The organism is Williamsia sp. Y712, assembly GCF_059445525.1.
In genome coordinates this window covers 20,770-39,624 of record NZ_JCAIUN010000004.1, presented here as the reverse complement: position 1 = coordinate 39,624, position 18,855 = coordinate 20,770, and the positions used below count along the sequence as shown (strand labels likewise).

15 protein-coding genes and 1 tRNA gene are annotated in these 18,855 nt (G+C 65.0%); 13 read left to right on the top strand and 3 right to left on the bottom strand.

What is annotated here, in order from left to right:
* The first annotated feature begins 73 nt into the window (after nucleotides 1–73).
* From AC1D75_RS23385 to AC1D75_RS23375, 3 genes are read left to right on the top strand one after another with little or no spacing between them, the layout of a single operon-like run.
* Complete coding sequence (locus AC1D75_RS23385; protein WP_495517736.1) at nucleotides 74–751, top strand: PadR family transcriptional regulator; 678 nt, start codon at nucleotides 74–76, stop codon at nucleotides 749–751.
* Complete coding sequence (locus AC1D75_RS23380; RefSeq protein ID WP_495517735.1) at nucleotides 744–2,294, top strand: DHA2 family efflux MFS transporter permease subunit; 1,551 nt, start codon at nucleotides 744–746, stop codon at nucleotides 2,292–2,294. Before AC1D75_RS23385 ends, AC1D75_RS23380 begins: the two co-directional genes overlap by 8 nt.
* A gap of 32 nt (nucleotides 2,295–2,326) precedes the next feature.
* Nucleotides 2,327–2,971, top strand: coding sequence for a TetR/AcrR family transcriptional regulator (locus AC1D75_RS23375; RefSeq protein WP_495517734.1), 645 nt, complete (start codon nucleotides 2,327–2,329; stop codon nucleotides 2,969–2,971).
* A 37-nt stretch (nucleotides 2,972–3,008) separates the two neighbouring features.
* Here AC1D75_RS23375 and AC1D75_RS23370 read toward each other — a convergent pair whose 3' ends face one another.
* Complete coding sequence (locus AC1D75_RS23370; RefSeq protein WP_495517733.1) at nucleotides 3,009–4,622, bottom strand: molybdopterin-dependent oxidoreductase; 1,614 nt, start codon at nucleotides 4,620–4,622, stop codon at nucleotides 3,009–3,011.
* 157 nt (nucleotides 4,623–4,779) lie between these two features.
* Here AC1D75_RS23370 and AC1D75_RS23365 point away from each other — a divergent pair, with 157 nt between their 5' ends.
* From AC1D75_RS23365 to AC1D75_RS23340, 6 genes are all read left to right on the top strand, one after another.
* Nucleotides 4,780–6,045: a DUF7937 domain-containing protein gene (locus AC1D75_RS23365; RefSeq protein ID WP_495517732.1), complete on the top strand. Its 1,266-nt coding sequence runs from the start codon at nucleotides 4,780–4,782 to the stop codon at nucleotides 6,043–6,045.
* Between the two features lie 246 nt (nucleotides 6,046–6,291).
* Nucleotides 6,292–7,503 (top strand): metallophosphoesterase family protein, encoded by a 1,212-nt coding sequence (locus AC1D75_RS23360; protein WP_495517731.1) that lies wholly within the window; start codon nucleotides 6,292–6,294, stop codon nucleotides 7,501–7,503.
* Nucleotides 7,500–10,115: an AAA family ATPase gene (locus tag AC1D75_RS23355; protein ID WP_495517730.1), complete on the top strand. Its 2,616-nt coding sequence runs from the start codon at nucleotides 7,500–7,502 to the stop codon at nucleotides 10,113–10,115. The genes AC1D75_RS23360 and AC1D75_RS23355 overlap by 4 nt, the downstream gene beginning before the upstream one ends.
* A 66-nt stretch (nucleotides 10,116–10,181) precedes the next feature.
* Nucleotides 10,182–10,254, top strand: a tRNA-Arg gene (locus tag AC1D75_RS23350).
* A gap of 305 nt (nucleotides 10,255–10,559) precedes the next feature.
* Complete coding sequence (locus tag AC1D75_RS23345; protein ID WP_495517729.1) at nucleotides 10,560–11,042, top strand: MarR family winged helix-turn-helix transcriptional regulator; 483 nt, start codon at nucleotides 10,560–10,562, stop codon at nucleotides 11,040–11,042.
* 28 nt (nucleotides 11,043–11,070) lie between these two features.
* Nucleotides 11,071–11,481 (top strand): DUF5313 family protein, encoded by a 411-nt coding sequence (locus AC1D75_RS23340; RefSeq protein WP_495517728.1) that lies wholly within the window; start codon nucleotides 11,071–11,073, stop codon nucleotides 11,479–11,481.
* Nucleotides 11,482–11,563: 82 nt separating this feature from the next.
* Here AC1D75_RS23340 and AC1D75_RS23335 read toward each other — a convergent pair whose 3' ends face one another.
* Both AC1D75_RS23335 and AC1D75_RS23330 read right to left on the bottom strand, forming a co-directional pair.
* Nucleotides 11,564–12,334: a DUF305 domain-containing protein gene (locus tag AC1D75_RS23335; protein WP_495517727.1), complete on the bottom strand. Its 771-nt coding sequence runs from the start codon at nucleotides 12,332–12,334 to the stop codon at nucleotides 11,564–11,566.
* Nucleotides 12,334–13,191 (bottom strand): thioredoxin-like domain-containing protein, encoded by an 858-nt coding sequence (locus AC1D75_RS23330; RefSeq protein WP_495517726.1) that lies wholly within the window; start codon nucleotides 13,189–13,191, stop codon nucleotides 12,334–12,336. The genes AC1D75_RS23335 and AC1D75_RS23330 overlap by 1 nt, the downstream gene beginning before the upstream one ends.
* Before the next feature lie 193 nt (nucleotides 13,192–13,384).
* Here AC1D75_RS23330 and argS point away from each other — a divergent pair, with 193 nt between their 5' ends.
* From argS to thrC, 4 genes are read left to right on the top strand one after another with little or no spacing between them, the layout of a single operon-like run.
* Nucleotides 13,385–15,037 (top strand): arginine--tRNA ligase, encoded by a 1,653-nt coding sequence (argS, locus tag AC1D75_RS23325; protein ID WP_495517725.1) that lies wholly within the window; start codon nucleotides 13,385–13,387, stop codon nucleotides 15,035–15,037.
* A complete protein-coding gene (lysA, locus tag AC1D75_RS23320) occupies nucleotides 15,034–16,458 on the top strand; it encodes a diaminopimelate decarboxylase (RefSeq protein WP_495517724.1) in 1,425 nt (474 codons plus the stop codon). The genes argS and lysA overlap by 4 nt, the downstream gene beginning before the upstream one ends.
* Nucleotides 16,455–17,765 carry a homoserine dehydrogenase gene (locus AC1D75_RS23315; protein ID WP_495517723.1) on the top strand — a complete coding sequence of 437 codons (1,311 nt, stop codon included), beginning with the start codon at nucleotides 16,455–16,457 and terminating at the stop codon, nucleotides 17,763–17,765. Before lysA ends, AC1D75_RS23315 begins: the two co-directional genes overlap by 4 nt.
* Entirely contained in the window at nucleotides 17,758–18,837 is a 1,080-nt protein-coding gene (gene thrC, locus AC1D75_RS23310; protein ID WP_495517722.1) for a threonine synthase, read from the top strand. The genes AC1D75_RS23315 and thrC overlap by 8 nt, the downstream gene beginning before the upstream one ends.
* Nucleotides 18,838–18,855 lie beyond the last annotated feature (18 nt).

Sequence of the window (18,855 nt, the reverse complement as noted above, 5' to 3'; positions counted from 1 at the left end):
TGGGCACGAGCTCTCGGTCGCGGTATATTCCGCACGGAGTATTCGGCGCCGAATAATGGTCTGGGGTATCTGTATGGACGCGCGACCAGGGGTGGCAACCGCCGCGTTGACGCCGATGGGTGTCATGGTCCTCGGGCTCCTCGTCGAACAACCGATGCACCCCTATGAGATGTTGCAGACGCTTCGGGCGCGCAAGGAAGAACGGTTCGCAAAACTGCGGCCGGGTTCGCTCTACCACACCGTTGATCGGCTCTGCTGTCGAAACCTGTTGCAGGTCAGCGATGTTCATCGAGACGGGAACCGGCCGCAGCGAACGGTCTACGCGATAACGGGGGAGGGGCGGAAGGCGTTGGAGAGTGCGCTGGCATCCATGCTGCGCACTCCGGTCGAGGAGTATCCCGCGCTCTATCTGGCTCTGTCAGAAGCCCACACCCTGGGCCGGGACGAGGTTGTGGCGCTGCTCGACGAACGTCTGACGATCATGCGTACCGAGCTGTCGGACACCGCGGCAGCAATGTCCGAAGCTCTCGGACAGGGGCACCCAGAGATGTTCCTGCTCGACGTCGGGTGCCGACGAGCAGTCCTCGATGCCCAGATCGGCTGGCTGGAGCAGCTGCGCACGCGGCTCGCGACCGGTGAATTGATGTGGCTGCCGGAGTACTTGGAACTGCGAAACGCCGACCCGCAGCAGGGTCACACAGATATCACCGGGCTGATCGCCCGGTCAGGGAACGAGGTAAGCAGTGAGTAGTCCCACCGCGGAGACCGACGCGCCGATCACCACCAGGCCATGGCTGGCGCTGGGCGCGTTGTGCATCGGTTTCTTCATGATCTTGGTCGACATGACCATCGTTGCCGTTGCCCAGCCGGCCATTCAGCAGGCCCTGGACACCGACGTCAACGGCGTCATCTGGGTCTCGAGCGCCTATCTGCTTACCTATGCGGTGCCCATGCTCCTCGCCGGCCGACTCGGTGATCGCTTCGGACCCAAGCGGATCTACCAGCTCGGGCTGATCGTCTTCACGCTGGCGAGCATCCTGTGTGGCCTGGCGCAGTCGATCGAGGTCTTGATCATCGCCCGCGGGCTCCAAGGCGTGGGAGCGGCGCTGATCACCCCGCAGACCATGGCCCTGATCACCCGGATGTTCCCGGCCGACAAACGCGGTGCGGCGATGGGCGTGTGGGGCACGGTGGCAGGCGTGGCGACGCTGGTCGGCCCACTCGCAGGCGGAATCCTGGTCGATGGTCTGGGCTGGGAGTGGATCTTCTTCGTCAATGTGCCGGTCGGCGCGATCGGATTGGTGCTGGCCTGGAAGCTGGTGCCCACGGTGCCGACCAGCAAACGCAACTTCGATCTGATCGGTGTCGGACTCAGCGGTGTGGGTCTGGCTGCTCTGGTGTTCGCGATCCAGGACGGCGAAAAGTACGACTGGGCCGGGTGGATCTGTGCCCTGATCGGCGTCGGTCTGGTGTTGATCGCCTTGTTTGTCTACTGGCAGCACAAGATGGTGACGCTCCGACCTGGCTCCCAACCGCTGGTCCCGCTGAATCTCTTCCGTGATCGCAATTTCTCGCTGGCGAGTCTGGGCATCGCGACGATGGGCTTCGCGACCGCGGGCATGATGGTCCCGCTGATGTACTACTTGCAGCTCGTCGGTGGTCTGTCCCCGACCGAATCGGCGGTGTTGACGATTCCGATGGCGGTCCTGACCGGTGTTCTGGCCCCGATCGTCGGGCAACAGGTCGACCGGATCCATCCCCGGTACATCATCACCACGGCCTTCCTTCTCAACGCGATCGCGATCGGCTGGATCGCCGTCCTCGCGACCCCGACCACCCCGATCTGGCAGTTGCTGCTGCCGGTGAGCCTGATGGGTATCGCGAGCTCCGGTATCTGGGCGCCGCTGGCTGCAACCGCCACTCGGAATCTGCCGATGAGCAGTGCCGGAGCAGGTTCCGGCGTCTACAACACCACGCGCCTGATCGGTTCGGTGCTCGGCAGTGCGGCTGTGGGAGCCCTGATCCAGACGCGTCTGGCAGCGGAACTGCCGCAGTTCGGTGGCAACTCGATGGATGACGTGACCGGGCGTCTGCCCGAGCAGGTGCGCGATGGTTTCGCGACCGCCATGGGCCAGACCCTGTTGCTGCCCGCGGCCGCATTGCTTCTGGGTGTGGTCGCGGCGCTGTTCTTTGCCCGACCTCGGCATATGAGCGCAGCGGGCATTCCGGATCCGACCCCGCCGACGCAGGGTGAGGCAAAGCTGGCCGACATCCCCGCGAGCGATGGCGTTTGACGGAGTTGCGCGGGCGGGATGTACTGGGCGACATGCACAGTGACGTCCCGGGTCCGCGCCGTCTGTCCGTCGAGGATCGCCGCGCACAGTTGGTGGAGAGCGCCCTGGCACTGGCCGATCGCGGTGGAATGAGCGCGGTGACCGTGCGCGGTGTCGCCGAAGAGGCCAAAGTCTCACTGGGCGTTGTGCATTACTGTTTCGACGACAAAGAGCAGCTGGTCGCGGCGATGATCGAGAAGGTGATCACCGAACAACTCGCAGCGCTGATCGGTTCGATTCCGACCGGCAACCTCGAGACCGGCCGAGATGCGTTGCGCACCTGGGTCGAGGAGGCGCTCACCGGGGTGTGGCGTCGCGCCGCGGAGTTTCCGGATCGCTGGCTGCTGATGATCGAATCGATGCTGTTCTCGCTGCGTCAGCCGAGCGGTTCGGCGTCCGCGGGTCAGGCGTTGGTACAACATCAGACCGCCGAGAAGTACGGCCGCGCTTATCTATCGGAGATCGGCGAGCGCTGTCAGATGAAGTGGGACATCGACGAGCGAACCCTGGTTCGGTCTGCATTGCAGATGCTTTTCGGAACCGTCCAATGGTGGCTGGTCGATCGCGACGATGCCGCTGCGCGCAGGTCACTCTCGCTCGTGGCCGGCCTGATAGCCGATTCCGCATCACCCAGATAGGACATACGGCAACAAAAGACGTATGACATCACGGTGGTCAGCCAGCCACCGACACCGCGATGGTGTGCAGGCCGGTGGCGCCGTCCGGAACCGAAGGCGTTTTGGCTTCGATCTGCGGCTGCCCGTCACCGTCGACGGCGCGGACGGTCAGTTGATGTTTGCCGGGTTCGGCGTTCCAGTCCCACTTCCACAGCCGCCAGGCGTCGATCAGGTCCGGCGCCAATACCTCGGCATCGTTCCAGGGGCCGTCGTCGACCCGGACCTGGACGGCGCTGATACCCCGGCCCTGTGCCCAGGCGACGCCGCCAACCGTCACCGGGCCGGCCGCCACCGATGAGTTGGGCCGAGGAACGTCGATGCGCGAACTTGTTTTGATCGGACCCTTTTCGGCCCAACCGAGGGTTGTCCAGTAGGACCTGGCCCGGTCGAATCGTGTCACCTCGAGCGAGACCACCCATTTGGTCGCCGAGACGTATCCATAAAGTCCCGGGACGACCATGCGCACCGGGTAACCTTGCTCCACCGGAAGCGGTTGGCCGTTCATACCGACCGCGAGCATCGCGTCTCGGTTGTCGGTCAGTGCGGTCAGGGGTGTTCCGGCCGTCCATCCGTCCGCACTGGTGGACAGAACCATGTCGGCGTCGTCCGCCGGTCCGGCCAGGGTCAGCAGATCGCGGATGCGGTAACCGGTCCAGGTGGCGTTGCCGACCAGATCTCCACCAACGCTGTTCGACACACATGTCAGCGTCACCACGGCGTCGAACGGGGTGTGGTCGCGGCGCAGTTGATCGAGATCGATGCGGACCTCGCGGTCGACCATCCCGTGAATCCGCAGTGACCACGAATCGCTCTTCACCTGGGGCACCGTGAGCGCGGTGTCGATCCGATAGAAGTCCTTGTTGGGCGTGATGAACGGGGTGACGTCCTTGAGTTCCGGGGCGAGGGTGGTCACCGTGTTGGTGGCCGACGGCACCTCGAATGCAGCACGATCGGCGCCGACCGAGCCCGTGCTGCGCCACAACGCCGCGCCGCCGAGGCCGGTGACCGCGACCGCACCACCCACGACGGAGGCGCCGACGAGGAACTGGCGCCGTTCGAGGTCCCGTGCTTCGACTTCCGGTGGTTCAACCGCCGCCGGGTCGAGATGTGAACGGGTGTCGGTCGACTGATCGAACTGGGGCGCCTGCGCTGTTGCGGCGCTGTTGATGCCGGGTTGAATGCGGTTCATGAGGACATGCAGCCCGACCATCCCGACAGCAACGCCGACCAGTGTGGGCAGCGCCCAGGTCCACACCGCGGTCGGCCGGTCCAGCGCGGCGCCGATCCCGATCGCGCCGATCACACCGAAGATCACCAGTCCGGTAGGCGGCCGCCTCGACTCTGCGAACCCGGCGAGCGCCGCGATGATCGCCATGATCACGGCGATCGAGACGAGGAGCACCGGTTTGTCGGCGGTACCGAATGTGTCGATGGCCCATTCACGCATCGACGCAGGCGCGTCGTCGATGACGGCGGAACCGACTGCGTGAAGCGGCGCGGCGCCGCGGTCGACCGCGAGCGCGCACAGGTAGCCGACGCCGACGCCGAGGGCGGCGCACAGGACTCCGCTGACCATCGCTGCGAGCGCACGTTCACGTGGTGAGAAGGGCATGCCGATCAGTATCCTCGCGCCGATCCCCGTCTGTCGCCGACGAATTGCATCGCTGGGTTCGAACAACGCCTCGAAGACCTGGAATTGCTGACGACTGTCGTACGATATGGCCTTTGCTTCGGGGGCTTGTAGGGGAGGAACGCTTATGTTGCCAGGGGTGGTTCCCACGCGGGCCGATCGAATACGTGACGTCATCGCGGTGGTTGCGCTGCTGGTGTCATTGGTTCTGGACTGGAACGCGGACTCGATCGCGTTGCTCCGGGTGGATGCGGCGCTCATCACCGGGATCTCGATGTTGTCGTTGTTGTTGCCGGCGGCGAGCCGGCGGGGTCTGTTCGGGCCCACCTGGTCGCCGGCTCGGTTGCGCGTGGCGAAATTGATCGCCGGTGTGCCGTATCTGGCGCTGGTCGCGGTGTACCTGTTCTGGGACACCTCCAGTCGGTGGATCGAAGTGTCCTACGGCAGTACGGGTTTGGGGCCCGCAGTGTGGGTCGGTTTGGCGGGAGCGGTGTTGGCGGCTCAACCGCGAGAGTCGGATCTGTTCGATGTGTGTCCCGGCTCGCCCTCGCGGGTGGGTCTGCACGCCCGGTTGCTGCTGATCTGTCTCGGGGTTCTGTTCGCCATCTCGTCCGTCGCAGGCGCGGCGACGTCGGTGTTCCGTTTCGTCGACGGTATCGATGCGGTCGCCGGATTCCGCGTCGGCGTGCTGAACCCGCTCGTCGATGCGATTGCGGCGCTGGTCTGGCTGGTCATCATCGGGCGGTTGATCTGGTCTGCTGCGGTGGGTAAACCGGCTGCCGGACTGGCACTTTTGCTACCGGCCTGGGCGGTCGCCGGATGGGCGGTGATGGTCTCACTGCCGGGTCTGCCATATCTGTCGGTGGATACCGTGCAGTTGAGTTACCTCGGGTTGGGCCTGCTCGGCGGGATCGGTGCCGCGGCGCTGTCACCGTCGCTGCCCACCCGCCCGGCGGTGACCCAGGCGCAGTATTATTTGCCGCCGCTGGGGTTGGTTGCCGCGATCTCGGCGTTGTGGATTGCTCTGTCGGTGGTTCGGCTGACGCTGTATTCCGCGTCGGCCGCGACCCTCGGCGCACTGTTGTTCTTCACGATTGCACTAGCCGGCGCGGTGCTCACCCGAGATCGATTGGCGAGCAACGCCGCCGACCAGCGCAATACGCTGCTGGTGCTGGCGGCAACCCTGTTCGTGTGTGGTCTCGCAGTCTTGCTGCTGATGAGCCTTCGGGTCGACTGGAACCAGCCCGCGCCGATGGCGTTGTGGCTCAACGCGTTTGTCGTACCGGCATTCATCATCTGGCGAGAAGTGCTCGCGCCTGCGATGGTGGGCCCTGGTGACAACGTCAACGAAGACGTCGACGAAGACGTCGGCGAACGTGCACGCGAACACTCGGGAAGCGTCTGACAGGTTCGGCCGCGCTCCGGACCCTCGCCTCGGGTATCAACGACGAACCCGGTTCAGAGCGGATCACAGTACGGGTACGAGGTGACCGGTGGCACCCGTGTCATCGTGTTGTCGGTGGCAGGGAAGGTGACGGTAGAGGGATGCGCGCTGGTGATCGGTCGGTGACGCACCGCGGTAGGTCCAAGGCTCTGTCGTAGTGCCCTCGTAGGATCGTCGCAGTTGCCGACGAACCGAGAGGAGTCACCTGTGAGTGTCGCGCTTCCACTGTTCGAGCCCGCCACCGAGGTGACGTTCATCCATACCGCCGACTGGCAGTTGGGCATGACCCGGCATTTCCTCAAGGGTGATGCGCAGGCGCGGTACACCGCTGCGCGCCAAGAGGCGATCGGCCGTATCGGGCAGTTGGCGTCGCAACACAATGCTGAGTTCGTCCTGGTGTGCGGTGATGTGTTCGAGGACCGGCAGGTCTCGTCCCGCGTGATCCGGCAGAGCCTCGACGAACTGTCGCAGGTGCCCGTCCCGGTGTATCTGCTGCCGGGCAACCACGATCCGATGGATGCATCGAGTATCTACAGCTCCAGGGTCTTCACCGAGCACCTGCCACCCAACGTGCACGTGTTGGGGACGCCCGGCCCGGTGCAGGTACGGCCCGGGATCCGGATCATCGCGGCGCCCTGGACCACCAAGGTGCCCTTGTCGGATCTGCTGGCCAGGCAGGTGGGCGGATTGACGCCCAGCGACGACATCCGAATTGTCGCCGGGCACGGTCGCGTCGACTACTTCGCACCCGACTCCGACGACCCCACCCTCATCGGTGTGGCCGACCTAGAGCGGGCGATCGACGACGGACTGATCGACTATGTGGCACTGGGGGATCGGCACTCGGCCACCGATGTGGGCCGGACCGGTCGCATCTGGTACTCCGGTGCCCAAGAGGTCACCAACTACGACCACAGGGAGACCGATCCCGGGCAGGCGCTCGTGGTGACGCTCAGTCGCGGCGCCGGTCTGCCCGGCCACGACCCCGACGCCGGCCCGCAATCGGTGACGGTGACGCCACACCCGGTGGGGCAATGGTCTTTTCGGACGATCGAGCACGACGTGAACGGTGCCGACGACATCGCCGACCTGCGTCGCCGGCTGGACGCGATCGACAACAAGACGCGCACCGTTGTCCAACTGGCACTGTGTGGTGCGGTCACCATCACGCAGCGAGCTGAACTCGACGAGATGCTCGAGCAGTTCGCCGACCGTTTTGCCGCCCAGACATTCTGGGCGTTGAAACACGACCTGGTGATCCGGCCCGCGCCGGACGATTTCGACCAGCTGGCACTGAGCGGGTTCATCGGCGACGCCGTTGCCGAATTGTCGAGCGCTGCCGGCGGCACCGATCCGGACGCGGTCACAGCGCAAGAGGCCCTGGCTTTGCTTTTCCGGTTGGCCGGGGATCGACGGTGAAGCTGCATCGGCTGCGGCTCAGCAACTTTCGCGGCATCACCGATCGTGAAATCCACTTCGCCGCCGTGGGTGTGACGGTGGTCGAGGGCGCCAACGAGGCAGGCAAGTCATCGATGATCGAGGCGTTGGACCTGTTGCTGGAGATTCGTTCGGACAGCAAGAGCACCCGGGTGCGTGCGGTCGCTCCGGCCGGTGTCGATGCCGGCAGCCTCGTGGAGGCCGATATCAGCTGTGGCCCTTACCGATTCACGTACACCAAACAATACAACCGGGCAGCCCGTACCGAGCTGGTCATCCACGAACCGGCGCCGGAGCAACTCAGCGGACGGACCGCTCACGACAAGGTGTCCGAAATCCTTGATGGTGCCGTCGACATGGGATTGTTCAAGGCACTGCGGCTGATGCAGGCCGCCGATCCGAGTGTCGGTGATCTCAGTGGGAGTTCGGCGTTGTCGCGCGCACTCGATGCCGCCGGTGGTTCGCCCGGTTCCGACGTGGACGGCAGCGACGACAACTCGATCCTGATCGAGCGGGTACGCACCGAATACGAACGATACTTCACCGCCGCGCAAGGGCGGCCGTCCCGCGAATTGGCCGCAGCGACTGCGGATCTGGAGGTCGCAGAGGTTCGGCACGCCGAAATGGTCGCGGTGATGGCCGAGATCGCCAAGGATGCGGGCCGGCTCGACTCGCTCACCGACTCTCGCCGGGAGGTCGCCAACGCCGTCGAACTGGCAACGGTCGAGTTGGCGGCGCTCAGTGCCGAACGCGAGCAGGCCGCCGGACTACAGGACCGCCAGCACGATGCGCAACAGACGGTGCGTCTGGTCGGCCAAGAACTCGCGCTACTCGACCGTGACCTGGCGGCCCGTGCCGAGATCGATCGGCAGATCGCCGACCGCGACAGCGGGATCGAGGAGTCCGACCGGGCGCTCGAAGGTCTGCGCGAGAAGCTTGCCGACTGCGTCCGCGAGGTCGAGGTGACGGATGGGCGTCTCGATGCCGCCCGCCGCCGTGACGTGGAGGCGACCGAGCACGTGGCCGCTGCCCGTGCGAGCGCCCGCCTCGAGAGCGCACGTGCGCGCCACCGTGAACTCATCGGAATCCTGGAACGCGTGGACCAGGTGCACGCCGGATTGGCGCGCTGTCGCCGCGACGTGGCCGCGGTGGCGTACGGCAGCAACGAGATACCGGTTGCCGAGTCGCTCGCAAGCGACGTCACCGTTGCTCGCGCGAACGCAGAGCTCGCTGCCGCGACGATGTCGGTGACCCGGCTGGGCGAGGCTGTCGTCGATGTCGTCGGGCATGCAGATCCCAACGGCCAGGGCACTGTCGATACCGAGTTCGCGGTCACCGGCGAGACCGTTGTCGAAGTGGCCGGTGTGGTCCGGGTGGTGGTCTCGCCCGCAGCCGGGTCCGCGACGCTCTCGCATCGCGTGACCCAGGCCGAGCGGGCGCTGGCGGGGTTCTTGTCCGAGCGCGGTGTCGAAGACGTGGCGGAGTTACGGGCGCTTGTACGGCGACGTGAGCGGGCAGAGAGCGCCGCCGAGGCTCAGCAGGCGCAGCTTGCCGGGATCCTCGGCGACCGTGATGAAGTGGCCCTGCGCGCCGAATGCGCCGAACTCGGCGAGCGTGTGGGTGCGTCCAGTGGTGGATCCGATGATGTTCTCGACGTGACAGAGGTCGAGCAGGCATCGAATCTGGCAGCTGCCGCTGTGTCCCGGTTGTCCGAGACGGCCTCCGAGTTACGCAGCCGCCGAGGCGGTCTCGACGCCGAACTGCGCAGGCTGGGGGACAACGCATCAGAACTCCGCAGGCAACGTGACGAACTGCAGACGCAGCGCGCCGAGCTCAGTGATGCCGCAGATGATGCAGACCTGTCGCGCAGGCGCGCCGATCTCGTCGATCGGTTGGCCGACGCGAAGCAGGTGCTGGTGCAGATCGACGCGCAGATCGCGGAAGCCGATCTGGAGAGCCTCGAGATGCAGTACTCGAACAAGGCTGCGGTGGTCGAGCAGGGCAGGCCCAAGCTCAGAGCGTTGGGCGACGAGATCAATGAGCTCCGGGCCCGCATCGATATCCGGCGCGACGACGGCAAGCTCGATCAGTTGCACCGCGCTGCAACCGAATTGGAGAGCGCGCAGGCCGAACACCAACGCGTCTGGGCGCGGGCAAGTGCCGTCGCCCTGCTGATGCAGACATTGGAACGGCACCGCGACAACACGCGGCGCCGGTACGTTGCCCCATTTGCCGATCAGATCCTGCGGCTCGGAAAAGTGGTGTTCGGCCCGACATTGCAGATAGGTGTGGACGAGGATCTGCGCATCACCACGCGGACCCTCGATGGTGTGACCGTCGACCATGAGTCGTTGTCCGGGGGAGCGAAGGAGCAACTCGGCATCATCAGTCGTCTTGCCTGCGCGATGCTGGTCGATCCGGTCGACGGCGTACCGGTGATCATCGACGACGCGCTCGGATACACAGATCCCGGCCGCTTGGCGGGCATGGCCGCAGTGCTCGGGTATGCCGGCAAGCAGACCCAGGTCATCGTCCTGACCTGCACGCCTGCCCGCTACTCCGGAGTTGGCGGTGCGCAACTGGTGGCGGTCTGAGACGCACACGTCCTGGCGTTTTGGGTTGGCCGAGTCTGATGCGCTACGCTGATCCTCGCCCGATGAGCCCCCGTAGCTCAGGGGATAGAGCGTCCGCCTCCGGAGCGGAAGGCCGCAGGTTCGAATCCTGCCGGGGGCACTTATTTTCGTTCAGGCAAGACTCCGGGTTCTTTCAAGCCGAGATGTCGCCTTCCAGATAGCGCGTGAATAGCGTTGCGGCTCAGTGGAAGTCCTGGGTCCGGTGGCGCATCAACCGAATTCATCTGCTTTCCCGCTCAGTAGCGCTCAGCCCTTGCCCTTTTCTTTCGTTGGTGTGGCAACCGGCAATGTGCCGTTGTCCTGGCAATGAGTTCTGTGCCAGTCCACGTTCGCAGGCATTGCATCAACTCCTTCGTGGACATATAGTTAGTGCGATAACTATGTTGGCACGATCAAAGAGGTGCGATGTCTGAGGAGCTGTTGATCGAGGGCGACCCGTTGGCTCTCGAACGGCAGGTCTGCTTTGCGCTGGCCGTGGCCAACCGGACGGTACTCGGTGTGTATCGGCCGCTGTTGGAGCCGTTGGGTCTGACGCATCCGCAGTACCTGGTGATGCTGGCGTTGTGGGAACGGGCGCCGATGTCGGTGCGTGAGATCGCCGAAGCCCTGCGGCTCGATTCGCCGACACTCTCGCCGTTGCTCAAACGGCTCGAGGCGGCCGGATTGATCACCCGCACACGCAGTGTCACCGATGAGCGGCAACTGGTCGTCGAACTCACAGAAGCCGGAGTCGACCTCCGGACCGAGGCCGAGAAGATCCCGTTCGCGGTCGTCCGGACGCTCGGCGTCGATCTTGCGGTTCTCGAAGAGCTGCACCGGGTCCTGGGCACCGTCAACCAGGCGGCGGAAGCGGCCATCGCCACCGGCTCGATCACCCTGGAACCGTAGGGTTCCAATGCAATTCAGGAGTAGCAAGATGACGCAGCGCAAACGGCCGAATCCATGGCAGTGGATCACCTACAGCTGGGGGCGCAAGCTGCCCGACGAGTTGCAGGATTGGGTCCGGCAGGACTTGACGGGCCGCTGGCGGGTTCCGCGGCACCTCGTGCGCGGCATGATCCCGTTCCTGCCCGTGTTCGCGCTGTTCCTGCTCTTCCCGGGGCCGATCTACCTGCGGCTGGCGATGGTCCTGCTCGGACTCATCCTGGCGCTGTTCTACTGCAGTGCCTACATGCAGATGAACCGTGAACACCGGCTCGAACTCCATGGGCTGCCCGCCGACCTCGAGAGCCCGGAACAGACGCGCAAACATGATGCGAACCGGGTCGCCTACGAGAAGATCCACGGCCGCAGCGTCCCGGTGCAACAACGGCGCCACTTGAACTGATCACCTCTGCATCGAACAACCAAAAAGCCCCTGTCCGACTTCGGACAGGGGCTTTTTGTGTGTTGATCAGTTGTTGGTCTGATCAGTTCATCGGAAGTGGTGCAGCGCCGCGGCTCTCGAGCATCTTCGTCATGGTCTCCGACTCGGAACTCTGAACGTTCATCATCTGCTGGGCCAGTTCGCGGACGTAGTCCTCGCTGACGTGGTCGGGCTCGACCGCGTACTCCATCATTCCGATGCCGCCCTGGTGGTGGCGCAACATCAGTTGCAGGAAGTAGAGGTCGAGCTCGCTGCCCTGCAGGGATCGCAGCTTGTTCATCTCTTCGGTGGTGGCCATCCCCGGCATCGGTACGCCGGAGTTCGACATGTCCATGCCGGACCCGGTGGATCCCGCTTCTGCCGAACCCCCGTGCCCGTGCCCGGAGCCGTCGTCGGTCATCCAGGCCATGGGTGCGCCGGGATTGCCCAGCGGGTAGTCCCAGCGGGTCAGCCACGACTGCATCTGACCGATCTGGTTGACCTGTGTCGTCAGGATGTCGTAGGCCAGGCTGCGCACCTGCGGATCACTGCCGCCGTACAGCTCCAAGGTCGCCATCTCGACGCCCTGCTGGTGATGTGCGCTCATGTCCTGCGCGAACCCGACCGCAGCCGAGTCCCCCGCGGGCCGGTTGCTGCCGTCATCGCCGTCGAACGTGGTGCGGAGCAGCAGTCCGACGACAACTCCGACAAGCAGAACTGCGATGGCACCGAGCACGAGCACCGCGGTCTGTTGGCTCCGGTGACCGCGCGGTACGTCCCGCGCGATGGCGGTCCGATCGGTGCCACCGCGAGGGTCCTCGCCAGGTGCGCTCATCAGCCTGCTGGGTTCGGCGTCGGAACCATGCCGCCTTCGTCGGCGGCCTGCGTCGTGCCTGCGCCATCCATCTGGATCGCGTCGGCCGGAAGCGGACCGACATCGGCGGCCGGTGGGTTGCTCGGATCGAAGGAACCGGGGATTGCCGCACACTGCGCGCCGACCTCGGGATAGGCGGTCGCGTCCGGGTAGTCCGCGTAGACCCCGGTGTTGCTGTTCTGGCGCAGCGCCTCGATGAACTGGTCGATGCGGGGGTCGCCTGCGGAGTCCAGCTTCAGCTGGTGGCCCCAGGACTGCAGCGAGATCGGCCGGTCCAGCGTCGGGTACGGCGAGAGCAGCATGTACTGCTCGTCTTCGACCTTCGACTTGAGGATGTCGAGGTCGCCGGGGGCGATGGTCTCGGGGTTGTACGCAATCCAGACCGCACCGTGCTCGAGCGAGTGGACCGCGTTTTCGGTGCGCAACTCGTTCGGGTAGACGATGCCGGTACACGTGGCCCACACGGCGTCATGCGGCCCGCCGAAGGGCGGCGACTGGTCGTAGGCGACCCGCTGGGTCGGTTCGACGTGCTGACCGGCCGGATAATAGATCTTGGTGACGCCCTCGATCTTGTCCGAAGGATCTGGATTCGAGGAGGACGGCGTGTACTGCGCGACCTCCTGCTTGTCCTCGTATTTGGGGATCAGATAGACGGCCAGTCCGGCGATGATGAGCAGGACCACCACCACTCCACCGATGGTGCCCCACGGGAACTGGCGTCCACCGCCGGCCTTGACCACCGGTATCTGACCAGATTTCTTCTTCCCGGAGCCCGCAGGCTTCTTCGGGATGTTGCCTTTGTTCTTGGCGTCAGCCATGGATCTCTTTCGGTGCAATTCTATGGAGAGCGGACGTCGCACTGCCGACTTGTTCACCGGCGATACGAGAGTCTACGTGGGCCCCTTCACGCCGCCGAGTGTTGACAAGATCCCGCCGAGCGCTCCGGCGGTGACCGGTGTCAAGTCAGTGCGATTGTCTTTGATCATCGGTCGGCCAATAGGATGGTGCATCGTGACCCCCGCCGACCTCGCGGTACTCCTGCATGCCGCCACCTCCACAGTGCTCACCGACCACGGACTCGATGCGTCCGCGCTGCCGGAGTCTGTTGTCGTGGAACGCCCACGAAATCCTGAGCATGGCGATTACGCCACCAACATTGCGCTCCAACTCGGCAAGAAGGTCGGGGCGAATCCCCGTGAGCTGGCCGGATGGCTCGCGACCGAACTCATCTCGCGCGACGGTATCGCCACCGCGGACATCGCCGGGCCCGGGTTCGTGAACATCCGGCTCGCTGCCGATGCACAGAACGCGGTCGTCGCCGATGTTCTGACCGGCGGAGATGCCTACGGCACCAGTGAGCTCTATGACGGTCTGAAGGTGAACCTCGAGTTCGTCTCGGCCAACCCGACCGGACCCATCCATCTCGGTGGTACCCGCTGGGCCGCCGTCGGCGACGCCCTCGGCCGGGTTTTGTCGGCCGCCGGTGCCGCGGTGACCCGCGAGTACTACTTCAACGATCACGGCGCCCAGATCGACCGGTTCGCGCGATCACTGCAGGCCGCTGCGCTGGGTGAACCGACTCCCGACGACGGCTACTCCGGCGCGTACATCAACGACATCGCGGCACAGATCGTCGCCGAGGTGCCCGACGTGCTCAGTCGCCCGGACGCCGAGCGCCTCGAGACGTTCCGCTCGCACGGTGTGGACCTGATGTTCGGGCAGATCAAGAAGAATCTCCACGAGTTCGGCACCGACTTCGACGTCTACACCCACGAGAACAAGATGTTCGAGTCCGGTCAGGTCGAGAAGGCGATCGCCGAACTGAAGGCCAACGGCAATCTGTACGAGAACGACGGTGCGTGGTGGCTGCGGTCAACCGCCTTCGGCGATGACAAAGACCGCGTGGTCATCAAGAGTGATGGCGAAGCTGCGTACATCGCGGGCGACATCGCCTACTTCAAGGACAAGCGTGATCGCGGCTTCGACCTCTGCATCTACATGTTGGGCGCCGATCACCACGGCTACGTGGTGCGTCTGAAGGCCGCCGCGGCCGCCCTCGGTGACGACCCGGACCGGTTGGAAGTTCTGATCGGCCAAATGGTCAACCTGGTCAAGGACGGGCAACCGGTACGGATGAGCAAGCGTGCCGGAACCGTGATCACCCTCGACGATCTGGTCGAGGCCGTCGGTGTCGACGCCGCCCGCTATTCGCTGATCCGCTCCTCGGTGGACGTCAACATCGACATCGACCTGAACCTGCTCGTCAGTCAGTCGAACGAGAACCCGGTCTACTACGTGCAATACGCACACGCCCGGCTCTGCGCGATCGCCCGCAACGCGGCGGCACTGGGTCTGGTCGCCTCCACCGATCACCTCGAGCTGCTGGTCGATCCGGCTGAAGGCGACTTGATCCGCACGCTCGGCGACTTCCCGGCAGTGGTCGACACGGCCGCGCAATTGCGTGAGCCGCACCGCGTTTGCCGCTACCTCGAGGCGCTGGCCAGCACGTACCACAAGTTCTACGATCGGTGCCGCGTGTTGCCGCAGGGTGACGAAGAACCGGCCGACATCCATGCCGCACGGTTGGCATTGTGCGGTGCCACCCAGCAGGTCATCGCCAACGGTTTGGCGATGGTCGGCGTCAGCGCACCGGAGCGAATGTGAGCGCCAACCCCGTCGGCCCGCTTCACGCGGAGCTTCTCGCCGAACCCCGGCTTGCCGAACGTCCCAACAGCGCAGCCGATCTGGCGCAGCTGCCGGCCAGCGTCTATCCGCAGGGCACCGACCGAGACAGCAACGATGTCGCCCGGATCGGTGGCATTCCGGTCACCGAATTGGCGCAGACGTACGGCACGCCACTGTTCGTCATCAACGAGGACGATTTCCGGGCCCGTTGCGCCGCGATGGCCAAGGCCTTCGGCTCCGCGGAGCGCGTGCACTACGCATCCAAGGCGTTCCTGTCGTCGGAGATCGCCCGCTGGGTGAATTCCGAGGGGCTCTCGCTGGACGTCTGTTCGGTGGGGGAGCTGACCGTCGCCCTGCGCGCGGGTTTCCCGGCTGACCGAATTGCATTGCACGGCAACAACAAGTCGGTTCCGGAACTCGAGCTGGCCGCGTCGTCCGGTGTGGAACACGTGGTGCTGGACTCGATGATCGAGATCGAGCGCCTCGATGAGATCGCCGGCCGCCTCGGTGTCGTGCAGGACGTTCTCATCCGGCTCACGGTCGGCGTCGAGGCGCACACCCACGAGTTCATCTCGACTGCGCACGAAGATCAGAAGTTCGGATTTTCGCTGGCCGGTGGCCTGGCCATGGCCGCGGTTCGCCGCGTCTTCGCAACCGAGCATCTCCGCCTGGTGGGGCTGCACAGCCACATCGGATCACAGATCTTCGACGTCGACGGATTCGAATTGGCGGCACGCCGTGTGCTGTCGCTGGTGCGCGATGTCGTCGCCGAATTCGGCCTCGACAAGGCCGCCCAGCTGTCGATTCTGGATCTTGGTGGTGGGCTGGGTATTTCGTACCTACCGTCGGATGATCCGCCACCGGTCGAAGAGGTTGCCGACAAGCTCGCCAGTATTGTCGAAATCGAGTCGGCGGCCATGGGGCTGCCCACACCGACCATCGTGGTCGAACCGGGTCGCGCGATCGCCGGACCGGCCGGTGTCACGCTCTACACCGTCGGCACGGTCAAAGACGTCCAGATCTCACCGGGTGGGGCGCATCGCCGTTACGTGTCGGTCGACGGCGGGATGAGCGACAACATCCGGGCCGCGCTGTACCAGGCGGAATACGATGTGCGCCTGGCCTCCCGGATCTCGACCGCCGACGCGGTGGTCAGCCGCGTGGTCGGAAAGCACTGCGAGAGCGGCGACATCGTCGTCAAGGACTGTTGGCTGCCCGGCGACGTCGGCCCCGGCGATGTTCTGATGGTTGGTGCAACCGGCGCATACTGCTACACGATGTCGAGCCGGTACAACATGGTGACCCGACCCGCTGTGGTCGCAGTTCAGGGCGGCGCATCGCGAGTGATGTTGCGGCGTGAAACCGTTGAAGATTTGTTGAGCCTGGAGGTGAACGAATGACGGAAACCGGCACGCGCGCCATTGGTGTTGCGGTACTCGGAATGGGCAACGTCGGTACCGAGGTGGTGCGTATCCTCACCGACAACGCGGCAGACCTGAAGGCCCGCGTCGGTGCACCGCTGGAGATTCGTGGCGTGGCGGTCCGGGATCTGGCCAAGCCGCGCGGTATCGACCCGGCGCTGCTCACCGACAAGCCCGAAGAATTGGTCGCCCGCGACGACGTCGACATCGTGGTCGAGCTGATGGGCGGTATCGACCCGCCGCGCATGCTCATTCGTGAGGCACTGCAGAGTGGCAAGTCGGTGGTGACCGCCAACAAGGCGCTGTTGGCCGACTACACCGGCGAGCTGGCAACGGCCGCGGCAACGGCAAAGGTCGACCTCTATTTCGAGGCGGCCGTGGCCGGAGCGATCCCGGTGATCCGCCCGCTGATGCAGTCGCTGGCCGGTGACACGGTGACCAAGGTGGCCGGAATCGTCAACGGCACCACCAACTTCATCCTCTCGTCGATGGATGCCGACGGCAGCGACTACAGCGAGACCCTCGCCGAGGCAGGCCGACTGGGTTATGCCGAAGCCGACCCGACGGCCGACGTCGAAGGGTATGACGCCGCGGCGAAGGCGGCCATCCTGGCGTCGATCGCGTTCCATTCGCGGGTGACCGCCCTGAACGTCTATCGCGAGGGCATCTCGAATATCACCGCTGACGATCTCGCTTCGGCGCACGCACTCGATTGCACGATCAAGTTGTTGTCGATCTGCGAGCGCGTCGTGGATGAAGATGGCACCCAACGGATCTCGGCGCGCGTTTACCCCGCGCTTGTTCCGTTGGAACATCCGCTCGCCGGGGTGAACGGCGCTTTCAACGCAGTGGTGGTCGAGGCCGAGAACGCCGGTCGGCTGATGTTCTACGGCCAGGGTGCCGGCGGCGCTCCGACCGCATCTGCAGTGTTGGGGGATCTGGTCATGGCCGCACGGAACAAGGTCCACGGCGGACGCGGTCCGCTGGAATCGACATATGCGTCATTGCCGATCGCCCCGATGGGCGACGTGCGTACCCGCTATTACGTGTCGATGCGGGTCGCCGACAAACCCGGGGTTCTGGCAACGGTTGCCGGTGAGTTCTCCGCCCGCGACATCAGCATCTCCACGGTTCGTCAGGAAGGCGCCGGTGAGGATGCCCGGCTGGTTGTGGTCACCCATCGTGCGCCGGATGCCGCGCTGTCGGAAACCGTTGCGGCGCTGGAGAAGTTGGATGCGGTATTGAGTGTTTCGAGTGTTTTGCGACTGGAGGGTACCAATGAGTGAGTCAGCAGCTGTGCATCGTGCATGGCCGGGCCTGATCGAGGCCTACCGGGATCGACTCCCGGTCGGCGACGACTGGAAGGTCGTCACCCTCTTCGAAGGCGGCACCCCGCTGATCAGCGCCCCGCATCTGTCCGAGATCACGGGCTGCGAGGTCTATCTCAAGATCGAGGGCCTCAACCCGACCGGTTCCTTCAAGGACCGCGGGATGACGATGGCCGTCAGCAATGCCGTCAACAACGGCAAGACCGCGGTCCTGTGTGCATCGACCGGTAACACCTCGGCCTCTGCCGCGGCGTATGCGACCCGCGCCGGGATCACCTGCGCGGTGCTGATCCCGGAGGGCAAGATCGCCATGGGCAAGCTGGCCCAGGCGGTCATGCACGGCGCGAAAATCATTCAGGTGCAAGGCAATTTCGACGATTGCCTCGAGCTCGCCCGTAAGGCGACCGCAGAGTTCCCGCAGATCGAACTCGTCAACTCGGTGAATCCGGCGCGCATCGAGGGTCAGAAGACCGCAGCGTTCGAGATCATGGATGTGCTCGGCCGGGCTCCGGACGTGCACGCGCTACCTGTCGGCAACGCCGGAAACATCACCGCGTACTGGAAGGGCTACACCGAATACCATCGCGACGGCGTTGTCGATTCGACGCCGCGCATGTTGGGTGTCCAGGCTGCCGGTGCAGCGCCGCTGGTGACCGGTGCTCCGGTGAAGGATCCCGAAACCATCGCCACCGCAATCCGCATCGGCTCTCCGGCCAGCTGGAACCAGGCCGTGGCGGCCAAGGACGAATCGGGCGGCAAGTTCCTGGCGGCCACCGACGAGAAGCTTCTCGAGGCGTACCGGTTGATCGCAGGGCGCGAGGGCGTCTTCGTGGAGCCGGCGTCGGCCGCGAGTGTGGCAGGCCTGCTGGCCGCCCGCGCTGATGGCTGGATCTCCGCAGGCGAGCTGGTGGTCTGCACCGTCACCGGCAACGGTCTGAAGGATCCCGACACCGCGCTTGCGGGTATTCCGCCGGTCGAGGCCATCCCGGTCGACCCGGTGGCGGTCGCAGCTGCTCTGGGACTGAGCTGATGACCACCCCGGCGCATG

Excerpts from the sequence above, each read along its gene's own strand:
- thrC (WP_495517722.1), top strand. The coding sequence starts at position 17,758 with ATGAGTGAGTCAGCAGCTGTGCATCGTGCATGGCCGGGCCTGATCGAG.
- AC1D75_RS23385 (WP_495517736.1), top strand. The coding sequence starts at position 74 with ATGGACGCGCGACCAGGGGTGGCAACCGCCGCGTTGACGCCGATGGGT.
- AC1D75_RS23330 (WP_495517726.1), bottom strand. The coding sequence starts at position 13,191 with ATGGCTGACGCCAAGAACAAAGGCAACATCCCGAAGAAGCCTGCGGGC.
- AC1D75_RS23340 (WP_495517728.1), top strand. The coding sequence starts at position 11,071 with ATGACGCAGCGCAAACGGCCGAATCCATGGCAGTGGATCACCTACAGC.
- AC1D75_RS23315 (WP_495517723.1), top strand. The coding sequence starts at position 16,455 with ATGACGGAAACCGGCACGCGCGCCATTGGTGTTGCGGTACTCGGAATG.
- AC1D75_RS23375 (WP_495517734.1), top strand. The coding sequence starts at position 2,327 with ATGCACAGTGACGTCCCGGGTCCGCGCCGTCTGTCCGTCGAGGATCGC.
- AC1D75_RS23335 (WP_495517727.1), bottom strand. The coding sequence starts at position 12,334 with ATGAGCGCACCTGGCGAGGACCCTCGCGGTGGCACCGATCGGACCGCC.
- AC1D75_RS23370 (WP_495517733.1), bottom strand. The coding sequence starts at position 4,622 with ATGCCCTTCTCACCACGTGAACGTGCGCTCGCAGCGATGGTCAGCGGA.
- AC1D75_RS23345 (WP_495517729.1), top strand. The coding sequence starts at position 10,560 with ATGTCTGAGGAGCTGTTGATCGAGGGCGACCCGTTGGCTCTCGAACGG.